Annotated in this window: 14 protein-coding genes; 6 read left to right on the top strand and 8 right to left on the bottom strand. The window is 73.5% G+C overall.

The annotated features are described in order from the left end of the window. Positions 1-83 precede the first annotated feature (83 nt). From A6A06_RS20010 to A6A06_RS19995, 4 genes are all read left to right on the top strand, one after another. Entirely contained in the window at positions 84-1,067 is a 984-nt protein-coding gene (locus A6A06_RS20010) for a GNAT family N-acetyltransferase (protein WP_073762656.1), read from the top strand. Beyond that, the gene (locus tag A6A06_RS20005) at positions 1,064-2,383 is read left to right on the top strand and encodes an extracellular solute-binding protein (RefSeq protein ID WP_073762655.1); all 1,320 of its coding nucleotides are present in this window, start codon (positions 1,064-1,066) and stop codon (positions 2,381-2,383) included. Before A6A06_RS20010 ends, A6A06_RS20005 begins: the two co-directional genes overlap by 4 nt. A 63-nt stretch (positions 2,384-2,446) precedes the next feature. Further along, positions 2,447-3,460, top strand: a complete 1,014-nt coding sequence (locus tag A6A06_RS20000) for a carbohydrate ABC transporter permease (protein WP_073762654.1) — start codon at positions 2,447-2,449, stop codon at positions 3,458-3,460. Beyond that, on the top strand, positions 3,457-4,329 hold the full coding sequence (locus tag A6A06_RS19995) for a carbohydrate ABC transporter permease (protein WP_073762653.1): 873 nt from the start codon (positions 3,457-3,459) through the stop codon (positions 4,327-4,329). The genes A6A06_RS20000 and A6A06_RS19995 overlap by 4 nt, the downstream gene beginning before the upstream one ends. 7 nt (positions 4,330-4,336) lie before the next feature. Here A6A06_RS19995 and A6A06_RS19990 read toward each other — a convergent pair whose 3' ends face one another. Beyond that, a complete protein-coding gene (locus A6A06_RS19990; protein WP_079194156.1) occupies positions 4,337-5,665 on the bottom strand; it encodes an MFS transporter in 1,329 nt (442 codons plus the stop codon). A 188-nt stretch (positions 5,666-5,853) separates the two neighbouring features. Here A6A06_RS19990 and A6A06_RS19985 point away from each other — a divergent pair, with 188 nt between their 5' ends. After that, positions 5,854-6,594 carry an AraC family transcriptional regulator gene (locus tag A6A06_RS19985; protein ID WP_338015924.1) on the top strand — a complete coding sequence of 247 codons (741 nt, stop codon included), beginning with the start codon at positions 5,854-5,856 and terminating at the stop codon, positions 6,592-6,594. Here A6A06_RS19985 and A6A06_RS19980 read toward each other — a convergent pair. Further along, positions 6,560-7,189 (bottom strand): ScbR family autoregulator-binding transcription factor, encoded by a 630-nt coding sequence (locus A6A06_RS19980; protein WP_073762650.1) that lies wholly within the window; start codon positions 7,187-7,189, stop codon positions 6,560-6,562. The genes A6A06_RS19985 and A6A06_RS19980 overlap by 35 nt on opposite strands. Positions 7,190-7,448: 259 nt before the next feature. Between A6A06_RS19980 and A6A06_RS19975 the strand changes: the two genes are divergently transcribed. After that, the gene (locus tag A6A06_RS19975; RefSeq protein ID WP_073762649.1) at positions 7,449-7,709 is read left to right on the top strand and encodes a hypothetical protein; all 261 of its coding nucleotides are present in this window, start codon (positions 7,449-7,451) and stop codon (positions 7,707-7,709) included. Between the two features lie 129 nt (positions 7,710-7,838). Here the strand turns inward: A6A06_RS19975 and A6A06_RS19970 are convergent, their stop codons facing one another. The 6 genes from A6A06_RS19970 to A6A06_RS42875 all read right to left on the bottom strand — a co-directional run bounded on the left by A6A06_RS19970 (position 7,839) and on the right by A6A06_RS42875 (position 24,198). Then, the gene (locus A6A06_RS19970; RefSeq protein ID WP_073762648.1) at positions 7,839-8,663 is read right to left on the bottom strand and encodes a SigB/SigF/SigG family RNA polymerase sigma factor; all 825 of its coding nucleotides are present in this window, start codon (positions 8,661-8,663) and stop codon (positions 7,839-7,841) included. 239 nt (positions 8,664-8,902) lie between these two features. Further along, positions 8,903-13,123 carry a hypothetical protein gene (locus tag A6A06_RS19965; protein ID WP_073762647.1) on the bottom strand — a complete coding sequence of 1,407 codons (4,221 nt, stop codon included), beginning with the start codon at positions 13,121-13,123 and terminating at the stop codon, positions 8,903-8,905. 3 nt (positions 13,124-13,126) lie between these two features. Further along, positions 13,127-16,756, bottom strand: coding sequence for a hypothetical protein (locus A6A06_RS19960; RefSeq protein ID WP_073762646.1), 3,630 nt, complete (start codon positions 16,754-16,756; stop codon positions 13,127-13,129). 206 nt (positions 16,757-16,962) lie between these two features. Further along, on the bottom strand, positions 16,963-20,730 hold the full coding sequence (locus tag A6A06_RS19955; RefSeq protein ID WP_073762645.1) for a WD40 repeat domain-containing protein: 3,768 nt from the start codon (positions 20,728-20,730) through the stop codon (positions 16,963-16,965). Between the two features lie 322 nt (positions 20,731-21,052). Continuing rightward, positions 21,053-21,667: a hypothetical protein gene (locus A6A06_RS19950; protein WP_073762644.1), complete on the bottom strand. Its 615-nt coding sequence runs from the start codon at positions 21,665-21,667 to the stop codon at positions 21,053-21,055. A gap of 221 nt (positions 21,668-21,888) precedes the next feature. Beyond that, positions 21,889-24,198, bottom strand: coding sequence for an NHL repeat-containing protein (locus A6A06_RS42875; RefSeq protein WP_242440834.1), 2,310 nt, complete (start codon positions 24,196-24,198; stop codon positions 21,889-21,891). Positions 24,199-24,399 lie beyond the last annotated feature (201 nt).

Below are 24,399 nucleotides of genomic sequence, written 5' to 3'. Positions count from 1 at the left end.
GTGCGGAAGGTGTTGGAGCCTGGTCCCAAGGCGGGGACCATGGACCCTGCCGGCCCGTACGGGACGCGGACGAGAGGACGCCGATGGACCACGCGACTGCGCGAGCGGGCCCGGTGCGTGTCCGGGACTTCGCCCCCGGGGACGGTGCTCCGCTGGTCGCGGCGTGGGCCCGCAGCGCTCCGTACGACGCCGTGACGCGGGAGCGCTTCCGGCGGCAGGTGCTGCTCGACCCGAACTTCGACCCGGCGGGTCTGCGTGTCGCCGTCCGGGGCGGCGAGGTGGTCGGCGCCGCGTACGGTGTGCGGCGGACGGTCCCGGTGGCCGGGAGCGACCTGGAGCCGGAGCAGGGCTGGGTCCCGTTCTTCTTCGTCGACCCGGCCGACCGCCGTGGCGGCCTCGGGCGGCGGCTGCTCACCGGCGTACTCGACTGGCTCGCCGGACACGGCCGCACCCGGGTCGACTTCGCCTCCTACACCCCGCACTACTTCCTTCCCGGCCTGGACCGGGACACCTACCCGGACGCCGCCCGGCTGCTCGCGGACCTGGGCTTCCGGCCCCGCGGCGAAGCGGTCGCGATGGACCGCTGCCTGGTCGGCTACCGGATACCGGACGCGGTGCGGGAGCGGGCCGCCGCGCTGACCGCCGCGGGCCACCGCTTCGGCACGCCGCGGGACGACGACCTGGTGGGCCTGCTGCGGCTGGCCGGGGACGCGTTCGGTCCCGACTGGCCGCAGGCGATCCGCCGGGCGCTGGACGGCGGGGCGCCCATGGACCGCATCGTGACGGCCCACGACCCGTCGGGCCGGGTCGTGGGGTGGGCGATGCACGGGGCGTACGAAGGCCTGATCGAACGGTTCGGGCCGTTCGGGGTACGGGCGGACCAGCGCGGCACCGGGCTGGGCAAGGTGCTGCTGCACCTGGCGCTGGAGCGGATGCGGGCGGCGGGCGCGCACGGGGCGTGGTTCCTGTGGACGGGCGAGCACAGCCCGGCCGGACAGCTCTACAGGTCGGCGGGGTTCTCCACGACCCGTACGTTCCGAATCCTGCGCCGGGAGGTACGGCCATGAAGCGGCGCCGGGTGCTGGCGGGGCTGGCGGGCGCGGCGGTGACCGCGGCGGGCTGCGGCGCCCCCGGCCGGGACGGCAGCGGCCGCCCCGGCGACCCGGTCGTGCTCACGCTGCTGTCGCACTACGCGACGGAGCCGCTGAAGTCGGCGCTGCAACGGGCGGTCGACGCCTGGAACGCCGGGCACGACCGGGTGCACGTACGCACGACGGCGGTCCGTTTCCAGGACCTGCTGACCACGTTGATGGTCCGGCAGGCCGCGGGGCAGGGCGCGGACATCATCCACCCGTACAGCCTGTGGGCCGGGCAGCTGGCGCAGGCCGGGGTGATACGTCCGGCGCCGCCCGGGGACGCGGCCCGGATCGGGCGCGGTTTCGCCCGCCCCGCGGTCCGGGCTGCCTCGGTAGACGGCCGGATCATGGGCTATCCGACGGAGGTGCAGTCCTACGCGCTCTACTACAACAGGCGGCTGCTGCGCGCGGCCGGGGTGGACGGGCCGCCGCGTACCTGGCGGGAGCTGGAGGAGACCGCGTACCGGACCGCGCGGCGCGACCGGCACGGCAACACGCTCGTGCAGGGCTTCGGGCTGTCGCGGACCGACGACGCGACCGTGGTGAACCAGACGCTGGCGCTGCTGGCCTCCCGTGGAGGATCGTTCCTCCAGCCGGACGGCACGCGCAGTGCCCTCGGCTCCCCCGCCGGCCGCGCCGTCTTCGCGCTGGAGCGGCGGCTGATCGACCGGGGCGCGAGCGACCCCGGCATCGACCTGATGAAGGCGTTCCCCGCGGGCCGGGTGGCGATGGCGGTGAGCGGCGGCTGGTGGACCGGCAGCCTCAAGCAGACGATGGGCCGGGACTACCGCGATGTCGCGGTGGCGCCGGTGCCGGGTCCCGCGCCCGGCAACCGGGGCACCGTCACCACCGGCTTCCTGCTCGGCGTCAACGCGCAGAGCAGGCACCCGCGCGAGGCGTGGGAGTTCCTGCGCTGGCTGAACGACGAGGTGGTGCCGACGGGACCGCGGACGGGCGGGGCCGCCGGGGTGCGCGCCACGCGGATGAGCGCCCTTCAGCTGTCGGTCGGCACGATGACCGGCCGCACCGCCGACATGCGGGGGCTGCTGGCCACCGGCGGCGACCCGAACCTCGGCCCGTTCGTCGACGCGCTGGACTACGCCACGCCGGAGCCGAACGGACCGCGCGCGCAGAAGGCCAAGGCCCTGCTGCGCAAGAACATCGAGGAGATGTGGACCGGCCGCCTGTCACCCGACGGCGCCGTACGCAACGCCGTACACCAGGTCGACCAGGAACTGTCCCGCTGACCGCAGGCCCCGCCCCAGGGGCCTCCACCCATCGGTCCGCCCGTCCCGAAAGGCTGGTGCTGCATGGCGACAACGGTCGGAAGCACGGACGGGGACGGCGCGGAGGGCGGCAGAGTCGCCGAGAGCCGCGGCTACGAGGGCGGCCGACGGGGCGTACGGGCGGCCGGGAGCCGCACCCGCGCCCCGGCGCACCGGCACCGGCGCCGTCGGCAGACCGTCATCGCCTACCTCTTCCTCACCCCCAGCCTGCTGTTCTTCGCCATCTTCCTCGTGCTGCCGCTGCTGTTCGCGGTGCTGCTGTCGCTGTCCCGCTGGGCAGGCTTCGACCTCGCCGACATACGGCCGGTGGGTGCGGACAACTTCGCCGCCCTCTTCGCCCGCGGCTCGTCCTTCCTGACGCCGGTCCTGAGCAACACGCTGCTGTACGCGCTGGGCACCGTGGCCCTGGCGCTGACCGGCGCCGTCCTCGTCGCCCACTGCATCACCAACCTGCGCTTCCAGGGGCTGTGGCGCACGCTGTACTTCCTGCCGATCGTCACGACCGTGGTCGCGGTCGGCAACGTGTGGAAGTACATGTACGAGCCGGGCGGCCTGGTCAACGGGGTGCTCAACGCGCTCGGCCTGCGCTCGGTGGCCTTCCTCCAGGACCCGGCGACCGCGCTGCCGTCGGTCGTGGCGGTCCAGGCGTGGGCCTCCCTCGGGTCCGCCATCCTCATCCTCACCGCGGGCCTGAAGGCGATCCCCCGCTCCTACTACGAGGCGGCGGAGCTGGACGGGGCCGGCCAGTTCACCGTCTTCACCCGCATCACGCTGCCGCTGCTGCGGCCGTCGCTGCTGTTCGTGTGCGTGACCCAGTTCATCACCGGGCTCCAGTCGTTCGCGCTGATCATCGTGATGACCGGTGAGGGCGGGCCGGGCGACGCGACCAACGTCGCCGCACTGGAGATGTACCAGCGGGCGTTCAAGTACGGGGACTGGGGTTCCGCGAGCGCGGCGGCCCTCGTGCTGTTCGTCCTGATCCTGGTGATCACCCTGGCGCAGTTGTGGCTGTTCCGGCGGAAGGGAGAGGACGCGTGAGACGGCCGAGGCGCTTCCCGTGGCTGTCGTACCTGCTGGTGGGGACGGGGGCGGTGGTGACGGTCGTACCGTTCCTGGACATGCTGCTGACCTCGTTCAAGGGGCCGGGCGAGTACGGCAGGCTCCCGTACCGCTTCCTGCCGGAGGCCTTCGAACTGTCCAACTACCGGGAGGCGTTCGTCCAGCTGAACCTGCCGCTGCTGTTCCGCAACAGCGTCGTGGCCACCGCCGTGATCACCGGTTCGGTGCTGCTGACGTCCTCGCTGGCGGGCTACGCCCTGGCCAAGCTGCGCTTCCCCGGCCGCGACCTGATCTTCCGGCTGGTGCTCGCGACGATGATGTTCCCGCCGTTCGTCTTCTTCATCCCGCACTTCCTGATCCTCGTGCACTGGCCGCTGGCGGGCGGCAACGGGCTGCTCGGCGACGGCGGCGCCGGGCTGACGGTCAGCCTGGCCGCGCTGGTCATGCCGTTCCTGGTGTCCGGGTTCGGGATCTTCCTGATGCGGCAGTTCATCGTCTCCGTACCGGACGAGATGCTGGAGGCGGCCCGGATCGACGGCGCCGGGGAGTTCACGGTGTGGTGGCGCATCGTCGTACCGCAGACCAAGCCGGTGGCCGTGACCCTCGCGCTGCTCACCTTCGTGGGCGCCTGGAACGAGTACATCTGGGCCCTGCTGGTCTCCACCGCGAACCCCCGCCTGATGACGCTGCCGGTGGGCATCCAGACCCTGCAGAGCTACCTCGACCCCCACCGCATGGTGCCCGTCATGATGGCCGGGCTCATGCTGAGCGTGCTGCCGGTGCTGCTGCTGTTCCTCCTGTTGCAGAAGTACTACATCCGGGGCGTGATGCTCAGCGGTCTCAAGTAGGCGCGCTTCAGGCGGTCTGCGGTTGCGGCAGCTTCGTGTCCGGCGCGGGCGTGCCGGTGTCGTAGCGCCAGAACGGCCGTACGGCCAGGGCTGCCGCGGCGACCAGGACGAGGCACACCAGCGCTCCGCCCGACCATGCGAGGGTCAGGCCGGTGGCGGAGGCCATCGCCCCGGCCCGCAGGTCGGCCAGGCGCGGCCCGCCGGCCACGACGACCGTGAACACCCCCTGGAGCCGGCCGCGCATCTCGTCCGGTGCGCAGGTCTGCAGGATGGTCTGCCGGTAGACGGCGCTGACCAGGTCGGCGGCGCCCGCGCAGATCAGCAGCCCCACCGCGATCCACAGGCTGTCCGTCGTCCCGGCGAGAGCGATGGCCACCGTCCACGCCCCCACGGCGAAGAGCAGGGCGCGCCCTTGGCGGCGTACCGTGCCGATCCATCCGCTGAAGGCGGCGGCCGCGATCGAGCCGATGGCGATGGCGCAGTAGAGCAGGCCCGCACCCCCGTGGAAGCGGGTGGCGGCCGCCTCGGGGAACAGCGCCGTGGGCATCGCCAGCACCATGGCGGCGATGTCGACCGCGAAGGACATCCACAGCACGGGGCGGGAGGCGATGAAGCGCAGGCCCTCCCAGACCATCCGCACCCCTCCGCGCCGCGCCGGCTGTGCCGTGGCCGGTATCGGAGGGAGGCGCAAAGTGGAGTGGAGCAGGGCGGTGAACAGCACCGCGTCGGCCGCGTAGGCCCAGGCGAACCCGTGCGGCAGGCCCACCAGAGCGCCCGCCATCAGCGGTCCTGCGACCGATGCCAGGTTGCCCGCGGTGAAGTTCAAGGTGTTCGCCGCCGGTACCAGCCCGGCGGGCACGACACGGGGGATGATCGCCCCCCGGGCGGCGGAGGACACCGCGAACGACGCGGTCTGTACGGCCACCAGCAGCATGAGCAGCCCCACGGACCCGATGTCCAGCAGGGCCTGGGCCAGCAGGCCGAGGGTGACCGCCCAGGTCACCGTCGCCGCGCCGAAGTACAGCCGCCGGCGGTCGACCCGGTCGGCGATGGCACCGCCGTACAGGCCGAACACGATCAGCGGGACGAGACCGGCCAGTCCGGTCAGGCCCACGTACAGCGACGACCGGGTCAGCCGGTACACCTCAAGGGGGACCGTCACCTCGGTGATCATGGTGCCGACGAAGGACAGGGCCTGCCCGGCCAGCAGGCGCCGGTAGGCGGGCACGCTCAGCGGCCGGGTGTCGAGCGCGGCGCCGCGCAGGCTTCTTCCCACGCTGCCCAGGAAGGCGGTCCGGCCCTTCGTCCGCGGAGCGGGAGATCGTGTCGTACGCATGCCCCCCACACTGGTGTACGCAACTAAGGTGAGGCTTCCCTAATTCTGCCGTCGAGTATCGGAAAGCGGCCACCACCCGTACGGACGACCGGACCCCTCCGTCAACCGGCAGCCCTGCGGTACTCTCCTGCGAAATGCCGGGGAACAGCCAGCCGCACGCACGGCCGAGGAACACACGACACGACCACGTGGCCGGTGAGACGATCGGCCGCCACCGCCACGCCTTCCACCAGCTCATCTACGTCAGCACCGGCGTCCTGGCCGTCCGGACCGAAGCGGCCTCCTGGATCGCGTCGAGCGCCCGTGCCATGTGGATCCCGGCGAACACCTGGCACCAGCACCGGGTCTACGGCCCCAGCCACGTGCACACCATCGGATTCGCTCCGGACGCCCCGCCGCTCCGCTCGGTCACGCCCACCGTGATCTCCGTGGACCCGCTGCTGCGGGAACTCCTCATCGCGTGCAGCGACCCGGACCTGTCCGAACGGGAACTGGACCACATCCAGACCGTCACCCGCGACCGGCTCGAACGCGCCCACGTACAGCCCGTCGTCCTGCCCACTCCCCGGGACCCCCGACTGGTCCGTGCGTGTTCCCTGGCGGCGGACGATCTGGCCCGGCCCCGCACCATGGCGTGGCTGGCGCGCCACTCCGGCGCCGGTGAGCGCACCCTGGCACGGCTGTTCCGTACCGAGTTCGGCATGACCTACCCGCAGTGGAGGACCGCCACCCGGGTCTTCCACGCCATGATCCAACTGGCCGAAGGAGCCACCGTCACCGAGGCCGGCCACCGTTGCGGATGGGCGACCACCAGCGCCTTCATCGACGCCTTCACCCGCACCCTCGGCCAGACACCCGGCGGCTACCGCGCCGCGCTGCGCGGCAGCCCGCCCCTCAGCCCCGCACCGGACCGCCCCGCCGCTCCGTGAAGGTGACCAGCGGCCGGACGTCGTCGGTGGCGATGCCCGGCAGCAGGTACCGCCACAGGGTGACGACCCGCTGGTGCAGGTCGGAACGGCCGGTCGAGATCTGGGACAGGAGCTGGGTGCCGGAGTAGGAGCTGACCAGCACCCAGGCCAGGTCGTCCTCGTCCACGTCGGGCAGCAACTCCCCCTTGCGCCGTGCGGCCCGCAGCTGTCCGGCGAACTCCTGCACCCAGTACTGGTAGGGGGCGTCGTCCTGGACACCGAACTCGCCCTGCTCGATCGCCAGGCGCACCCCGGCCCGCAGTGCCGGGTTGGTCTGCAGTTCCCCGGCGAGGTACAGCGTGATGTCGACCAGCCGTTGCAGGCCGTCCTCCCCGGGCGGCAGCTCCAGCCCGTTGCCCTGTTCGATCATCACGGCGTGCGCCAGGGCCTCCTTGGAGGGGAAGTGGAAGTACATTCCGCCCTGGGTGACCCCCGCCCGCTTCATGATCTTGCTGACACTCGCGCCGCTGAATCCGAACTCGTCGAACACCTCGGAAGCCGCCCGGAGAATAGCCTCCCGCGTCTTGACCGCCCGTTCCTGCACTGACCGCACCATTTCCCTCGGCAAACATGTGAATGGTACGAAGAAAACGCGCGCCCTGCCGCATCGGTACCGGCCCCGGGCGTGATGTGGATCACCATGGCGGACCCGGCCGGGCGGCGGCCACCGGTCCGGCGGGCGCGGCGGCGGGCCGGTCCGTCACCGTACGCGGCGGTAGCCCGTGCGGCGCAACCCGTTCGCCAGCCCCCGCGTGCGGCGCGTCCCGTCCCGGGTGAGAGTCGTCTCAACATCCCCCCTCCCCTGAGGAGAGACCATGCGTCGCACAGCGATAACCGCCGCCGGCATCATCGCCGCCGGGTTCCTCGCCGCCACTCCCGCAGCTGCCGCCCCCGCGGGCGGCGGAGGCAAGCACATCTCGCACCACACCGCCAGTCACCACAAGGTCGCCTATTACGAGGGCCTGAACGTGGGCGGCGTGGACGGCGTCACCCTCAAGGAGGCCGGCGCCGCCTCCCATTCGAAGCACAGCGACTTCGAAGCCCACAAGCACTATTACCACCACTGGGTGCGCTGACCACACGCCGCCGGCCCCACCACTTCCGACCCCGCCGTACTGGCCCGCAGCCCTCCGTCCGGTTTCCGGTACGGAGGGCTGTGCCACGGGCCGGAGCACCCCGGACAGCGGCGCGGTCAGGCCCCGGAATCAGGCCGCGGCCCGCAGCTCCTCGTCCGTGCTGCGGTCGACGTCGGCCCGTACGCGGGCCAGGGCGCGGCTGATCAGGCGGGAGACGTGCATCTGGGACAGGCCCAGTTCGGCGGCTATGGCGCTCTGCGTCATGTCCTTGAAGAACCGCAGGTAGAGGATGCGGCGTTCGCGGTCGGGCAGCCGGGCCAGGGCGGGCTTGACCGCTTCGCGGTCCTCTATGAGCCCGAACCGGCCGTCGGCCACGCCGAGGGTGTCCATGAGGGTGTAGTCGTCGTTGTCGCCGCTGCGGTCCAGGGCCACGTCCAGCGACAGGGACCGGTAGGTCTCCAGCGCCTCCAGCCCGAGCACCACGTCGTCCTCCGCGAGCCGGGCGTGCCCGGCGATCTGCGCCACGGTCGGCGACCGCCCGTCCAGGGTCGTGCTCAGTTCCCGTACGGCCTTGCGGACCTTGTTGCGCAGTTCCTGGGTGCGCCGGGGCACGTGCACGTCCCAGGTGTGGTCGCGGAAGTGCCGCTTGAGTTCTCCGGTGATGGTGGGTATGGCGAACTGCTCGAAGGCGTCGGCGCGCTCCGGGTCGAAGCGGTCGACCGCCTTGACCAGACCGAGGGCGGCAACCTGCTTGAGGTCGTCGAGCTGCTCCCCGCGCTCGCGCAGCCGCACGGCCTGACGGTGCGCCAGCGGCAGCCAGGCGGTGATCACACGCTGGCGCAGGCGCTCCTTCCTGGGGCCGTCCGGCAGCGTGACCAGCAGCCGGAGTTCCTTGCTGGTGTCGGGGTCGTCGTAACGGCGCCCGTGGCGGCGCGCGATCGTGGTGGTGGCCATCGCCGGCTCTCCTTAGACGCTGGTGGGCGGTTCGCAGGCAGATGAGTGGCCACTCACCGGAAAACGGCAGACTGGCCCCTCTGTGACGGGGTGCCTGCGGTTCCGAAGCACTGACGCTCTTGTGTCCCGGCGATCCGCGCCTCACACTCCGGGGCCGGAGAATTTTTTCCGGCCCCGGAGCCGGCCCCGGAGCCGGGCGCGGCGGAGTTCGACGGGGCCGCCGACGGGCCGCGAAGCCCTCACTCCTCCAGCACGATCCGCCCGAACACCGTCGTCGTCAGCCCGAAGAAGTCCGCGTGGACGAGCCGCCGGGACACCGGGCGGGTGACGCCGTTCGCGGTGAGGGTGCCGGTGGCCGTCGTGCGGTCGGTGAAATAGGTCTCGGACTCCTCGACGAGCAGCCGGTGGAAGTTGGGGGAAGGGAACCGGCCGGGGGGCGGGGCCAGTTCGCCGGTCCAGACGAAGCCGGTGCCGCGGGGGGTGCAGGCCAGTTCGGCCGTGGCGTCGGTCGCCGTCCAGTCCAGGTCGCCCGCGGAACGGGCCCGCTGCTGCACGGTGACGGTGACGCGGCGGCTCGCCGCCATGCCCTCGCGTCCCGGTCCGGCGAACTCGCCCGCGTCGTTGGCGGCGGCCGGGCCGCTCAGCTCGACGCGGATGCGGCCGTCGGCCGTCATCGCGGCGGTGACCGTGCGCGTGGGCATCAGCTGGACGAACTCCCCGGTGACCACTTTCGACAGGTGGAGGGAGTCGACGGCGTACGGCTGGTAACGGGCGAACGCGGGCCGCAGGTACGGGAAGTAGGCGGGGCTGTCCGCCAGGTCGCCGAGGTCCACGTCGATGTCGCAGGCCCACAGGCCCAGCCGCTCGTCGTACACCGGGGCGTACGCGGCGGCCGTCACCGTCGCGGGTGTGCCGCCGACGGTCTCGGCGAGGAGGCGGTCCGTGGCGGTCACGGCGGCGTTCGGGAAGTTGGCGGGGCGCAGGCGCGGCAGGACGGAGTCGTCGGCCCACACGGGGTCGGTGCCGCAGCGGGTGACGAGTTCGGCCGGCAGGCCGCTGCCCGGGTCGAGGACGACGGCGAGGAGTTCGTCGTCGCCCGACGAGAACCAGGGCCTGCGGAGGTATACGCGCACGCCCGCGGTCCTGCGGGTCCTCGTCACCCGGTGCGCGTCGGTGTCCACCGTGTGTTCCCAGGTGAAGGTGGGGACGGTGTGGCTCACTTCGGGCGGCTCGGGCCGGCGGGTGGCCGGGACCGGCCAGCCCCGTCCGGCGGGGCCCGCGGCGGCGGGGCCCCTGCTGGTGATGAGTTCGGGCCGGTCGGTGATCGCCGGGTGGAAGTACTCGCGGAAGCGGGTGGTCGCGGTCGGTGTGTAGGTGACGTTGCGGTGCCGGGTGTCGCGGAAGTCGTGCCGTACGCCGCTGAACGAGAGGGTGTCCCTGCGGGGGCCGGGGGTGAGGTCGCCCACGTGGTCGTAGCCGGTCACCCGGCGGGGCGCGGCTTCCCTGACGTCGTCGAGCCACTCCTCCCAGGTGGCGTCCAGGTCGATGCGGCCGGTGCTCCTGGCGTGCAGGGAGACCGTGCCGTCGACGGACGCGAAGGTCTCTCCGGCCGTACGGCGGAACCGCAGGTCCGCCAGGGACGGTGCCCGCAGCGGCTTCTCGACGGCGTGGACGAGGGTGATCTCCGTCCACGGGGTGAGCATCCAGTTCTCGCCGGCCGCCGACGCCGCCGTCAGTTCGCGCTGCTTGTCCGGGGTCAGGCGCAGCGGGTCGTTCCACAGGGGCGAGGCGGTCAGCAGCCGCCAGACGCGGAACAGCCGGAGGTCCTCCTCCGCGATGCGGCAGCTCATGCGGACGGTCACGACCTCCGCCTTCGGTACGTACACGGTCAGGACGCCGCCCGTCGGCGGGTCCGGCGGGCGGTCCCCCTCCACGATGCGCAGCCGCAGCGGCCTCGCCTGCGGCCAGGTTCCGGTGAAGTCGTAGGTGCGGTGGGGAGTCGTGCCGGTGCCCGGCAGGCCGCGCAGCGCGATGCCGCGGGCGGGGACGTCGGGCAGGTACGGGAGCAGGAGCTGGGCGGCGTCGTGGACGACGTACTCGCCGGTGTGCAGGCCGTCGCCGCGGGCCACCGGCAGCTCGGTCAGGGGGGAGGTGTCGTGCGGGCTGTGCTTGGCGACGTGGATCTCCCCGGCGGCCTTCAGGTCACGGGTGACGCGCGGGTCCTCGGGGAGGCCGACCACCGTGTCGAGGTAGCTGCCCGCCTCGCGGGACGCGGCGGCGAAGTACTGGCGGCGCAGCGTCTCCGGTTTGCCGGGCCCGAAGACGGCGTCGTACACGCCGTGCTGCTCGGCCATCTGGAGGGCGCTCTTGGGCGGGCTGATGTGCCGTTCGTCGAAGGCGCGGTAGCGGCGGTCGAGGCCGTCGGCGGGCGAGGTCCGCTCGTGGTCGGGGACCTGCGGGTTGCGGAGGTCGGCCCATTCCCCGGGCGACAGCGGCCGTCCGGAGTCGTCGACGGTGCTGCGGATGACCAGGTGCGGTTCCGACTCGCCTTCCAGGAACGGCCACCTCGGCACGATCACGGGCGGTGGTACGGGTTCCCAGCGGCCGTAGGTGACGGGTTCGGTGGCGGTGCCCTCCACGGCGGGGGCCGCGGGGCCGAGGCTGTTGCCCGCGAGGTCGACCAGGCGGGCGCGCAGCCGGTAGGTCCGGCCGTAGCGCAGGGCGGGCAGGGTGCCGGGGGTGGGCCGGAACGTGGCGGCGAGCGGGAAGCGGTCGGAGATCTCCGGGGCCGGCACCTGCGGCCGGTTGTCGGCGCCGAGGGTCCGGCCGGGCGGCGGGGCGGCCAGGCTCCAGCCGTGCCAGCCGAACAGCGCCTGGTGGACGTAGAGCTGGTGGTCGGCGACGCGGTCCCGGGTGACGGCGGACGCCTTGACGTGGCCCTCGTCGGGTGCGGCGGTCAGCGGTACGACCGGGGCGCCGGGGCGCCTGATCGCGTACTCCCCCGTCCGCGCGCACAGCGGGTACCAGACGGCGACGCGTCCGGTCCGCTCGTCCGCCACGCCGACGTCGACACGCAGGCCGCGGACGAGGTGCGCGGCGTCCAGGACCGCGGCGGCCACGGGACCGCCGCCGGCGCCGACGCCCGCCGCGTGCCGGGCGTCGGCCTCCATCTGGTCGGCCAGCGTCCGGTCGCGGTCGTCGTGGACGACGGTCAGGCCCGCGCCGTGCAGGGCCGGTACCGCGGTGGGGTCGGCGGCGACGGCCGTGCCCGGTTCGCCCGTGCCGCTCAGGTACTGGTCGATGACGCGGGAGAACTCGACGAACTTCATCGCCGCGCCGTCGAGGTCCAGGTCGGTGGTGTGCACGTCGGCGGCGCCCAGCTTGAGCATCCGGTGGCCGTGGAAGCCGTCGTCGGCGGCGTACGGTTCGAAGCGGCGGCCCGGGACGTGGCGCAGCGCCGTCCAGGGGCGCAGGGCCTCGTCGGTGTTCAGGTGGCCCTGGGCGGCCGTGAAGGTCACGCGGGCCTGCCACCGGTCGGCGAGCCCGGCCGGGGGTGTGACGAGCAGGTCGAGGGCGAGGCCGAAGCGGCGCAGGAGTTCGGGGTAGTCGGCGAGGAGGGCGCACGCGGTGTGGAAGTCGAGGTCCGGCTTCGCCGGGGGCGGTTCGGCTTCGGGGGCCGCCGGGGACGGTACGGCCGCCGAGGGCGCGGGCCGCGGGGCCCGGTCGTAGAACCGGTACATCTCGGCGAGGCCGAGCAGACCGCTGTCCCGCGTGTAGTCGCGTGCGGCGCGGTCCATGTGCCGGGGGCGGTAGCGGTTCGGGTCCGCGGCGGCGCCCTGCCTTCCGGTGATGAGGTCGTCGAGGCGCGGGTAGCTGGTGCCGACCTGGCCGGCGAAGGCGCGGATCGTGCTGGTCAGTACGTCGCGGAGGTCGCTGCCTTCGGGGTGGTCCCAGCTGGGGGGCGGTTCCGTCGTCGCGCGGGGGCGCGCCGCCGCGCCGTTCTCGGCGCTGCCGCCCGTCGGCGGGTTGGCCCGGCGGCCTGCCGTGGCGCTCACCGCCGCCTCGTACAGGGCCGTGACCTGGTCGTGCACCGCACCGGCGGGGAAGGAGCGCAGGACCGGGAGCTGTTCCGCGGTGGCGGCGAAGGCGCCGGTGGGCGCGTGGACCACCGTGTCGGACGGGAACAGCTTGACCCACAGCGCGCTGTCGGCCGGCGGAAAGCGCCCGGTCTGGGCGGTGGCGGGGACGAGGGCGCCCGGCCCGGTGGCGCCGGGCGCCAGGAACTCGACCTGGAGCGCGGGCGCGTACGCCCGCAGGGTCTCCGGCCAGTCCAGGAAGCGGCGGAAGGCGTCGAGGCGGGTGCCGCCGGTGAGGCGGGGGCTGACCAGCACCGTCAGCCGGAGCGTGCCGTCGGCGGCCGGGCCGTCGGGCAGTACGGTCCACCGGATCGTGTCGGGCATGGCTCAGCTCACTTCCGCGAAGGCGGTGCAGTACTCGGTGACGGGGTCGCGCCGGGCGCCGGTGGCCGGGTCGGTGTAGGGCGCCATCATCTCGGCGAAGGCGGGCGGCCGCGGCGGCTCCTCGGCCGCCCCCGCGAGCGGGGCGGGGGCGGGGCCGCTGCCCACGAAACGTTTCTCGCACTCGATCGTGACCGACTGGGACCAGAAGCCGATGTGCACGCTGACGGAGATCCTGGCCCGCCCGTAGACGGTTCCGGTCGCGGTCTCGAAGGTGAGGTCGAGGTAGATCTCGATGGAGGCGGAGACGATGCCGAGGACGTCGACCTCGCCGCGGGCCCGGAAGTAGCCGGTCAGCCGGGATTCGCCGGTCCGCAGTTCCAGACGGAAGTAGATCCCGGCCATCACGGACAGGCTGCCGCTGGCCACACCGAAGTTGAGGGAGACGGCGGCGCCGAATTCGAGGCCCGCCTCCAGCACGGCCACCCGCTGGGGTGTCAGGACGATGCCGAAGAATCCGCCGCCGCCCAGCAGGGAGACGGTGAGCCGGAAGGGGGCCTGCCGGCTGCAGAAGGAGAAGCCGATCTCCAGTGACCTGCCGATGAAGGGCAGGTCGAGGTAGGCGTCCAGCCGCAGGTTCTCCAGGCTGAACACGCCGATGGCCAGGTTCGGCAGCGGCAGCCCGTACCGGGCGACGATGCCGGAGGGCGTGACCTGGATGCCGGGCGGGTCGCTGAAGCCGTCCACCGGGATGAGCTTGCGGAGCGTCTGGACGAAGGAGAGCGGGCCGATGAAGTCGACGCTCTTGAGGACGACGTCGATGTCGGGTTTGCGTCCGGCGCGCGCGACGAAGCGGACGTGTTTGAAGCTCAGCCGCAGCGCGTTGAACTTTGGTACCAGGATGAGGGAGAAGTTCTCCAGGCTGCAGCTGACGTCGGCGCCGACGCCGAGGTCCCGGCGCAGGGAGCCGCGCAGGTCGACGACGAGGGACAGCCGTCCGTCGGCGTCCGGCAGGAAGACCGGCGAGCCTCCCAGGAGGACGGGCTGGATGTCCGGGTTCCACTCCAGGCGCGCGTTGACGGTCTCGGGCAGCCGGAAGCCGTTGGCGGCCTGCTGCACGGCGTCGCGCAGCGCGACGACCTCTCCGGCGGCCCTGGTCCAGGTCGCGATCTGCTGCTGGACGCGGGTCAGCAGGGTCCGTACGCCCGGGTCGGTGCCGGCGGGCAGGGTGTTCAGCAGGGTGCCCAGGGCGGTGGCGAAGGCGGCGAAGGCGGCGTCGACCTGCTGCATCGTGATCGGGCCGGTGCGGCCGGCGAGCCCTTGGGCGATGAAGTCGCCGACGACGGTGGCGAACTTCTCCGCCGTGTCGGCGACCTGGCGGGCCGCGGGCGGGTAGCGGTCGAGTTCGTGGGCGAGCAGTTGCCGGGCGCGGCCGAGGTCGGAGAGGAAGCCGGTGACCGCGCTGACGGTCTCGGTGAAGAAGTTGGGCACCTTCAGGGCCTTGCCCAGCCCGTCCACACCCTTGATCACCTCGGCCAGCGGGACCACGCCCAGCAGGCTCGGACCGACCGCGTCGAGGACGTCCAGCGGCCGGAAGAACTCCTCCGGCCGGAAGGTCCCGTCGGCGATGAGGGCGAGCGGGTCCTGTCCGCCGACCGGCGGGACGCCCGAGACCGGCCCGGTCAGGCGGGACAGGCCGGACACGATCATGCTGGGCGCGGTGAGGCCGCCGGACCGGTCGCGCTGCCCGCCGAAGTCCATCCGCAGCGGCTGGTCGGCGGGGGTGAGCAGATTCAGGAAGACCTGCCCCGCGTTGGCCTTGCGCACCGGTCCGCCGACGGTGTCGAAGCCGGACAGGGCGTACCGCCGCGCGTAGGCGACGGGCACGGTGGCGTCCGCGCCGCTGAGCCGGCCCACGGCGGGCACGGCGGCCTGCGCCCACCGCAGTTGTGGCAGGAACTGGGCGTTCTTCGACACGGCCCGGTCGCCCGGCGCCGGATCGGCCAGCGCGGGCGGCGCCGCCATGCCCCACACCATCCGGGTCACGTCGAGCCGGGTGTCGTCGGGCCGGAGGGTGGGCGCGAGGGCCACGGACTGGCCGAGGAGGTCGGCGCTGGCCTCGGCCGGGTGCTCCGCCGCGGTGGCACCGGCCGGCGGGTTGCGGTCCAGGGCGTTGTACTCGGCGACGGCCGCGGCGAGTTGGGCGCCCGTGGCCAGCGTCTCGTCGAGGAACAGCAGCGGGGTACGGAACTCCACCGTGTTCCCGCCGTGGTCGACCGCGGTGACCTTGAAGTGGAACGGCTGCTCGGCGGGTGTCGCGGGGAAGAACTTCCGCCGGTCGGCGGGTGGGACGAGGTTGGGCGTCTCCACCGTGTCGAGGCGCACGCTGGTGAAGGGGAACAGCACGTTCGCCAGGTCGCTCGCGGGGTCCGGCCCGGCGGGCAGCGCGGTGTTCGGGTCGTACGTCCGCAGCGGCTGCCGCACGACGACGAACTCCCGCTGGATCAGGTAGGCGGCCCGCGAGTCGTCGAACTTCCGCTCGGTGACGCGGACGTACACCGCCTTGTGCCCGAAGGGGCACAGGAAACCCTCCCGCATCACCCGGACGTAGTGGTCGCGCCCCATGGCCGCGCGGTGGCGCCACTCGGAGAGGGAGACGCCGCGCGGCCGCTGCGGCCAGGTGCCGAGGCCGTCCAGCCAGCCGCCCGCCGCCGAGAGCATGAGCAGCCGTACGGCGACGGGCTGCGGGGTGTACGGGGTGCCGTCGGGCTTGAGGAGTCCCGCGCCGGTGGTGAGGTCGACGATGTCCCGCCGGTCCTCCGGCTCCAGCGCCTGCCGGAACGCGTACGGCGCGCCGGGATCGCCGCCGCGTTCCCGGTTCCAGACCGCGCGGACGGTCCCGGCGTCGAGCCGGGTGTGCCAGAGTTCGGTGCGGGCGCCGGGCGCGGGCGCCGGAATGCGGCCCCGGTGGATCCACTTCCCCTTCTGTGAGGGGGACAGGTAGAGCCGGTAGGGCAGTTCGACGCCGGTACGCAGGCGGGCGGGGTCGGCGAGCGGGTCCTGCGGGCCGGCCGCGACGGCCGCCGCTCCGGGGTCCGTCCCCGCGGCCGTCACGCCCGCCGCTTCCGCGAGGGCTCGCGCGGTCTCCGGGCCGTGGCGGGCGGTGAGTTCGGCCGTCGTCCGCAGCAGCCGCACCAGAGCCATGGCGCGGACCGCGGCGTCCCGGCCGTCCGGTGCCGCGGGCGGCGTCCGGAGGGTCGAAGCCGCGGGGGGTGCGTCCGGTTCGCGTGCCGCGTCCACGACGCGCAGCGGGAGCCTGCGCATGGCGTCGAGCAGCCCGTCCTCGGTGAACGGCACCGCGTCCCGCGGGCCCACCTCGAAGACGAGGACGCTCCGGCCGCTGAGGAGGGAGCCCACGGGCAGGTCGCGGGACTCCCCCGGCACTTCGTCGCTGAAGGCCTGTTCCACCGTGTGCTGCGGTCCGAAGGTGACGGCGATCCAGGCGTCCGTCTGTGCGTCGGCGCGCACCAGTCGTCTGTCGCCGCCGGACCCTTCGACCGCCAGCCCGGTGAAGCCGAAGGACAGGTCCAGCAGGTCGGTGCCGCGCAGCAGCCGCAGTGCCGCCGGAGTGCTCATGACGCCCCCTCGCCCTGCGCGCCGTCCGGGGTCTTCCCGTCCTCGCGCGCAGCCCCGCTTACCTCCTACCTCCAACGGCGCAGCCGCACCAGGCGGTACGTAGCACTCCAACAGGGCTACGTTTGTTCGGAGTTACACCTGAAGGTGGCGCTCCGGATGCCGGGCCGCCAGCCCTGCCGGAAGCGCTCAGGGGCGAGCCGCGGGCGTCACCGGCGGCACGCCTTGTGCTGCGCCTCGCCCGGCAGGTACTTGACGTGTTCTGCCGGAGTGAGCTCGCGGTTCACGGCGTGACAGATCCTCTGGACGGCTTCGGCGGGGCCGGGCAGGGCCACCTCCCGCACGCGGACCACTCCGTCGGTGCTGCCGCTGGCCAGGGTGCGGCCGTCCGGGCTGAAGGTCACCGAGCGTACGAGGCCGGTCTGGCCGGCATAGGTGGCACGGGACTGCCCGGTGGCCACGTCCCACAGCCGTACGGAGCCCGTGTCGCGTCCGCTGGCGGCCAGGGTCCGGCCGTCGGGGGCGAAGGCCACCGCACCCAGCGTGCCGATGGTGTGCCCGGTGATGGTGGCCCGGACCGTGCCGGTGGCCACGTCCCACAGCCGTACGGAGCCGTCGGCGCCGCCACCGGCCAGAGTGCGGCCGTCCGGGCTGAACGCGACCGCCCCGGCGTCGCCGCGGGGCCCGGCGAGGACGGTACGGATCCGGCCGGTGGCCACGTCCCAGAGCCGTACCGGGCCGTGCAGACTGCCGCTCGCCAGGGTCCGGCCGTCCCGGCTGAAGGCGACCGAAGTGGCCGGGCCGGTGCGGGAGGCGGGCAGGGTCCGGGTCCGCCGGGTGACGGCGTCCCACAGCCACAGCGCCCCGGACGTGCTGGTCCCGGCCACGGTGCGGCCGTCCGGACCGAAGGCGACCGCTTCGCCCTTCAGGCGCGCGAGGGTGGCGCGGAGCCTGCCGGTGGCCACGTCCCAGACCCGCAGACCGCTGCGTCTGCTGGTGGTGGCGAGGGTGCGGCCGTCGGGGCTGAAGGCCACCGCGCGGACCCGGTCGCGCCGGTCGCCGTCGGGGCGCCCGCCGAGGACCCGGCTCCCGCGCGTGGCCAGGTCCCAGACGCGTACGGCTCCGTCGTCGCTGCCGCTGGCCAGCGTGCGGCCGCCCCGACCGAACGCCACCGTGCCCACCGGCCCGTCGTGGCCGGTCAGCGTGGTGAGCGTGTCGCCGAGGGCGGTGTTCCACAGCCGGACCGTGCCGTCGTCGCCGCCACTGGCCATCGTGTGCCCGTCCGGGCTGAACGCCACCGAGCTGACCCGGCGGGCGTGTCCGGGCAGGGTGCCGAGGTTCGCTCCGGTGGCCACGTCCCACAGGCGTACGGTGCCGTCGTCGCTGCCACCGCCCAGGACACGGCCGGAGGGGCCGAACGTCATCGCGATCACGGACCCGGCGGGCCCGGCGAAGGTGGAACGGGGCCTGCCGTCGGCCACGTCCCACAGCCGGATCGAGGCGTCGTTGCTGCCGTAGACGGCGAGCGTGCGCCCGTCGGGGCTCAACGCCACCGCCCTGCTGCTGCCCGCGGGCCGGACGAGCCGGGCGGTGGCGGTGCCGGGGGCCACGTCCCACACGCGGACGGTCCCGTCGAGGCTGCCGGTGGCCACCGAACGTCCGCCGGAGGCGAAGGACAGCGAGACGACCTTCCTCGTGTGACCGCGGAGCGTCGCGAAGAGCGCGCCGGTGGCCGCGTTCCACAGGCGTACGGTGCCGTCGGTGCCACCGGTGGCGAGGAGGCGGCCGTCCCGGCTGAACGCCGTGGCCGCCACCGGGCCTCCGTGCCCGGCGAACGTGGCGCGCGTGCGGCCGGTGGCCACGTCCCACAGCCGCCAGCCGCCCTCGCCGGTGCTGCCGGCCAGGGTGTGCCCGTCGGCGGCGAAGGCCAGCGAGACGAGGGCGCCGACGGGTGTGGCGAGGGTGGCGCGGGCCGTGCCGGTGGCCACGTCCCACAGCCGTACGGAGTGGTCGCGTCCGCCGCTGGTGGCGAGGGTCCTGCCGTCGGGACTGAACGCGACCGCCCGCACCCCGCCGGGGTGCGCGGTCAGCCGGCGCCGCAGCGGAACGTCCACGGCGGAGAACAGCCCGGCGGCGGCTTCCGGGGTGGGCGCCGTCCGGTAGGCGTGGACCGCCAGGAGCGAGGCCAGATCCGGCCGGGCCTCCAGGAGCGCGGACGACTGGGCGGCGAGCTGCCGCGACAGGGAGATCCGCTGGGCGGCGAGCGCCGCGTCGCGCCGCCGTTCACTGGTGCGGAACTGGTCCCAGGCGAGCAGCCCCGCCACCAGGGCGAGGACCAGGAGGGCGGACACGGTGGTGGCGAACCGGCGCAGGCGCCGGGTGGTACGGACGGCCGCGTGCCGCTCGCGGGCGCGCGCCGCGGTGCTGGCGGTGAGGAAGGCGCGTTCCCTCGGGGTGAGTTCGTCGGGAGCGACGGCGGGTGCCGGGGCGGGAGCCGCTTCCGGGACACGAACCTGTTTTGGGGCGGACGGCCCGGCCGGAGCGAACGCCTCCTCCGCGGCGTCCAGGCGGGTGCCCCGGTACAGCGCACCCGGATCGCGGTCGAGTTCGTCCCACAGCCCGGCCGCCTCCGTCAGCCGGCGGTGCACGATCAGGCGTCCGCGGTCCTCCTCGATCCAGCCGCGCAGCCGGGGCCAGGACGTGATCAGCGCTTCGTGGGCCAGGTCCACGGTGTCCTGGTCCACCGTGATCAGGCGGGCCCTGGCCAGCCGCTCGACCACCCGGGCCGCGGCCGGATCACCGGCGTCCAGCTCGTCCCGGGCCGCGGGGCGGCGGGTGTCCGGGGTCCCTTCGCTCGGAGTGATCAGGCGCAGCAGCATCCGGCGGGTCGTCCCGGCCTGCCGCGGCGAGAGCCGGCCGTAGAGGTCTTCGGCGGTCTGGGCGACCGCGCCGTGGACGCCGCCCGCCGATTCGTACGCCTGGAGCGTCAGGGTGCGGCCGCGGCGGCGGCGCCAGGTCTCCAGCAGGACGTGCGACAGCAGGGGCAGGCCGCCGGGCTCCTCGGCCATCTCCTCGACGAGGCGGGCGGTCAGGGCCCGTTCGACGATCAGTCCCTCGGCGGCCGCGGGCTTGACGATCGCCTCCCGCAGTTCCTGCGGTGACATCGGGCCGATGGGCAGACTCGCCTCCTGGATCACGCCGGCCAGTTCCCGGTGGGCCAGACACCGGCCGTAGAAGTCCGCGCGTACGCCCAGCACCACCCGCAGCCGGTTCGCGGGGGCGTGGGCCGTCAGGATCCGGCCGATGAACGCGTTCCGTTCCCCGGGGTCGGCGCAGAGCGTGAAGATCTCCTCGAACTGGTCCACCACCAGCCAGGTGTCCCCCGGTGAGGGGGCCGGGGAGAACAGCCGTCCGGCGTCGCGCTCCGGGTGGGCGCCGGGGGTCAGGACGCGGATCGCGGCGGGCGGGCGCAGGGACGGGTCGGCGGCGGGCTGTTGCAGGCGGGCGATGAGGCCCGCGCGCAGCAGGGAGGATTTGCCGCTGCCGGACGGGCCGAGGACCGCGACGACCCGGTGTTCGCGCGCCCGCCGCACCAGGCCGTCGGTGAGCCGTCGGCGGCCGAAGTAGCGCGCGTGATCGCCCGGTTCGAAGCGGGCCAGGCCGCGGTAGGGCGGGACGGCTCCGTCCGCGTCCGCTTCGAGGGTTCGGGCCGCGTCCTCCCGTACGGCCTCGTGCCAGCGCCGCTGCCACCGCTCGGCGTCCCCGCCGCACGCGGCCACGTATGCCAGGGTCACCGGCAGGGACGGCAGTTTCTCCCCCGCCGCTGCCTGGGACAGCACGGCGGCCGAGTAGGACACGCGTTCCGCCATGGCCCGGTAGGTCGGGCTGCCCGCCTCCAGGCGCAGCTTGCGCAGTTCGAACGCGAACCGCTGTACCGGTCCCGCGCCGGGATCCACGGGCTTTTCGCGACGCCCCATGCGGCCTCCGCCGAGCTGACCGGACAACCTGTCACGGTACAAAGCCCGGTGTGGCGCCACAAGGGCGGTTCCGGCCGCGCGCGGCATTGATTACGTGCACGGAAACGGGCTGCCAATCAATGGACCGTGCGGTGAAGTGGGCCGTACACGCGCCGTCCCACGGTGCCCGCGTCCCGTACGGGACGGGGGCAGGAGCGGCGCACGATCGCACCGGGGTGCGGCCGGTGGGTGGACGGGCACTCTTACGGGGGTAGGGTGCCCGGCGCCCTCCGCGGGCCCCCGGGCCCGCGGTTCCCGGGAGCCCCCGGGTCCGGGCACCGGGTCACGTCAGCCGCATCCCGTTGGCCGTGACGATCGCGTCGTAGGAACCCTTGAGTCCGCCCTCGCCCACGTAGCACCGGTAGCCGCTGGGCCTGTCGATCGGCACCAGCTGCACCGCGGGGGCCTTGTCGCAGCGCAGCGACCTGGCCGCCGAGCCCCCGTACATCCCGTACTGCTTCCACGCCCGTGCCCGCATTCCTTCGGCGGTCAGCACGCCGCCCTTGGTCGGCGTGGCCGTGTACTGCATCAGAATGAAGCCGCCCTTGGTCTCGACGCGGAACGGCACGTCGACGCCCATGTACTTCACGGTGCAGGTGAACGTCTGCGCGTTCTCCCCGACCTCCGCGGTGTCGCAGGAGCTGCTGGTCGGCTTGGGGACCGCGCCGCCCATATAGAGCACCCGGCTCTCCAGGTCGTACTTGATCTGCTCCAGCACCGGCGCCTTCTTGCCGGGCGCGGGGTGCTGGGGCGATACCTTCTCGGACGGCGATGCCGTCGGGCTCGGGACCGGTGTGCCCTTGGTGAGCAGCGGGTCCTGTGACGACCCGCAGGCGCTGGCCGCCGTGACCGCGAGGGCCACCGTCGCCGCTGTACGTATCCACTTCTTGCGCTGCACTGCTGCTTCCCCGTTTCCCCGTTGCGCGCCGGTCGCCCAGCGCCTGCGCGCGGTGTTTCCGAACCGCCCGATCTTAAGGTGCGCGCGGCGAAGCGGAGGGAGGGGGTACGGATACGGGCGGGCGGCGCGGGCCGCCGGTCTCCGCGGCCTCGTGCCGGAGGCGTGTCCGGGCGGGCCGCCGGAGGGGCCGCCCGCCCGGACACCGGGTCACGCCGGGCGCGTCACTGTACGCGCGCGCTCAGCGGTACCGGCTCGTGCCGGCCCAGCACGTACTGGCCGTCGCCGGACTCGGTCCCGGACGGCGTGCCGGGCAGGGCCCGGATACCGATGGTGTAGACCACCGCGGTGCGGTCCTGGCCCGTGGTGTTGACGTGCGGGTTGCTCCGCACCGACAGGATCTTGCCGTCGCCCTCCAGCCGGCTGTCCAGGTTCCCGGTGACCGGCGGCTTGTTGTAGTAGTAGCCGTACGTGGCGGCGCCGGTGAAGGCGAAGCCGGTCGGCGCGATGAACTGCTGGTCGACCGTGCCCGGGTCGACCGGCCGGCCGTCCGGTGCGGAGATCTCCACGTTGAAGGTGCCGGTCCCGCCGGGCGCGAGCCGCGGCACGGACTCCTGGCGGACGGTGAGCCGCCGCTCGTCGCCGCCGCCGGCCGCTTCCGTGACCCGTCCGGAGAGCTGGACGGGCGTGTGCTTGCCGATGACGGCGACCCCGTCCGTGTACAGGCCCGGCCGGGCTCCGGACTCGGTCTGCAACGGGAGCGAGTAGACCAGCGAACCGCTGTCGCTGAGGGTGGTGTTGAGGTGCGGGTCGGACTCCACGATCAGGGTCCGGCCGCCGTCCGCCACCTGGTACGGGAGGTCCCCGGTCACCACGCCGGACGGGGTGTCGTAGTAGCCGTACACCGGCTGGCCGCTGAAGACGAAGCCGGTGGGCGCGTGGAACCGCTGGCGCACGACACCCGGGTTGACCGAGGTGCCGCCGGGCGCTGTCAGCCGCAGGTTGAGGCGGGTACGCCCGCCCGGCGCCGCCTGGGGCACGCCTTCCTGGACGACGGTGAGCCGCGTCTCGTCCCCGGCGGAGCTGTCCGTGACGGTGATCAGCAGCGTCTGGACGTTGTCCTTCAGGTTCAGCTCGCCGCCGTACTGGATCTCCAGGGTGGCCTCGTACGTCGCGGCCGCCGCCGTGGGACGCGCGGTGACCTGGAACACCCCGTCGAACGAGCCCTGCTGCGGCGCCAGTTTCTGGCCCGTGAACGTACGGGAGCCACGCTGCCCGCTGAACTCCGGTCCGCCCTCGAACGCGTCGGGCAGGGTCAGGACGACGGTGACGTCCTGGCCGTCGGCCGTCGCCGGGCCGCGGTTCCTGATCCGGCCGCCGAGGTGGAACGGGATGCGGCGCTGGACGGTGGCCGGGGCGACGACCTCGCAGTAGAGGTCCGCGCCCGGCGGCACCGGCGGGACGACGCTCGCCACGCCCGCGACCTTGCGCACCCGGTGGTTGTACTCGTCGGCGATGTACAGGTTGCCCTGGTCGTCCACCGCCACGCCCCAGGGCTGGTACAGCTTGGTGGCGACGGCGGGGCCGCCGTCGGAGACGTAACCGGGGCTGCCGTTGCCCGCGACGGTGGTGATGATGCCGCGGGTGTCGACCTTGCGGATACGCTCGTTGTCGTCGTCGACGATGTAGAGGTTGCCGGCGCTGTCCACGGTCACGTCCCGGACCTGGCGGAGCCGGGCGGAGACGGCGGGTCCGCCGTCTCCGGTGTAGTCGGAGTTGCCGTCGCCCGCGACGGTGGTGATGTTCTGGCTCCGGTCGACCTTGCGGACCCGGTGGTTGTAGTCGTCCGCGATGAAGACGACGCCGGATCCGTCCACGGCCACGCCACGCGGGAAGTAGAGCCGCGTCGCGGTGGCGGGACCGCCGTCGGAGATGTAACCGGCCTCGCCGTTGCCCGCGATCGTGGTGATCAGACCCTGCCGGTCGATCTTGCGGACGCGGTGGTTGTTGGTGTCCGCGATGTAGACGTTCCCCTCGCGGTCGACCTCCAGCCCCCAGGGCTCGTTCAGGGGTGTGGCGGTGGCGGGGCCGCCGTCGGAGACGTAGCCCGCGTTGCCGTTGCCCGCGATCGTGGTGATGATGCCGCGGGTGTCCACCTTGCGGACGCGGTGGTTGGAGGAGTCGGCGAGGTAGACGTTGCCCGCGCCGTCGACCGCCACGCCCGAGGGGTTGTAGAGCTTGGTGGCGGTGGCCGGGCCGCCGTCGGAGACGTAACCGGCCTGGCCGTTGCCCGCGACGGTGGTGATGATGCCGTTGGTGTCGACCTTGCGGATGCGGTGGTTGTACGTGTCGGCGATGTAGAGGTTCCCGCCCTTGTCCACGGCCACCGACCGGGGATCGTAGAGCCAGGTCGAGACCGCGGGACCGCCGTCCGACTGGTACCCGGCGTGGCCGTCGCCGGCCACCGTGACGATGTAGCCGTCCGGGATGGCGGACTGCGTGCGTGCGCTGAACTCCTGCGTCTGTGCCGTCACTGCAGCGGCTCCTGGGTCGGAGGGTCGATGACGAACGTCCCGCGCGAAGCCGTCCCGGACAAGGGGAAAGAAAACCCCTCCCATTTCCTCTGGCACGGACGGGACGACGGCGGGCAATACCGGCCGGGCGGAATGGCGGAATGGCACCGCGGGGTGAACTGCCGAATGGTGAAACGGCTACCGGCCTTCTCGCACGGAGCC

Origin of the sequence: Streptomyces sp. CB02923 (assembly GCF_001905005.1) — a bacterium.
Taxonomy (GTDB): domain Bacteria; phylum Actinomycetota; class Actinomycetes; order Streptomycetales; family Streptomycetaceae; genus Streptomyces.
The sequence above is the reverse complement of the archived record's forward strand: the minus strand, read 5'-3'. Positions and strand labels throughout refer to the sequence as shown.

Bases quoted from the DNA above. Each gene is read 5' to 3' on its own strand.
- A6A06_RS20010 (WP_073762656.1), top strand. From the start codon at position 84: ATGGACCACGCGACTGCGCGAGCGGGCCCGGTGCGTGTCCGGGACTTC.
- A6A06_RS19975 (WP_073762649.1), top strand. From the start codon at position 7,449: ATGCGTCGCACAGCGATAACCGCCGCCGGCATCATCGCCGCCGGGTTC.
- A6A06_RS19960 (WP_073762646.1), bottom strand. From the start codon at position 16,756: ATGAGCACTCCGGCGGCACTGCGGCTGCTGCGCGGCACCGACCTGCTG.
- A6A06_RS19990 (WP_079194156.1), bottom strand. From the start codon at position 5,665: ATGCGTACGACACGATCTCCCGCTCCGCGGACGAAGGGCCGGACCGCC.
- A6A06_RS19965 (WP_073762647.1), bottom strand. From the start codon at position 13,123: ATGCCCGACACGATCCGGTGGACCGTACTGCCCGACGGCCCGGCCGCC.
- A6A06_RS19980 (WP_073762650.1), bottom strand. From the start codon at position 7,189: ATGGTGCGGTCAGTGCAGGAACGGGCGGTCAAGACGCGGGAGGCTATT.
- A6A06_RS20000 (WP_073762654.1), top strand. From the start codon at position 2,447: ATGGCGACAACGGTCGGAAGCACGGACGGGGACGGCGCGGAGGGCGGC.
- A6A06_RS19955 (WP_073762645.1), bottom strand. From the start codon at position 20,730: ATGGGGCGTCGCGAAAAGCCCGTGGATCCCGGCGCGGGACCGGTACAG.
- A6A06_RS20005 (WP_073762655.1), top strand. From the start codon at position 1,064: ATGAAGCGGCGCCGGGTGCTGGCGGGGCTGGCGGGCGCGGCGGTGACC.
- A6A06_RS19970 (WP_073762648.1), bottom strand. From the start codon at position 8,663: ATGGCCACCACCACGATCGCGCGCCGCCACGGGCGCCGTTACGACGAC.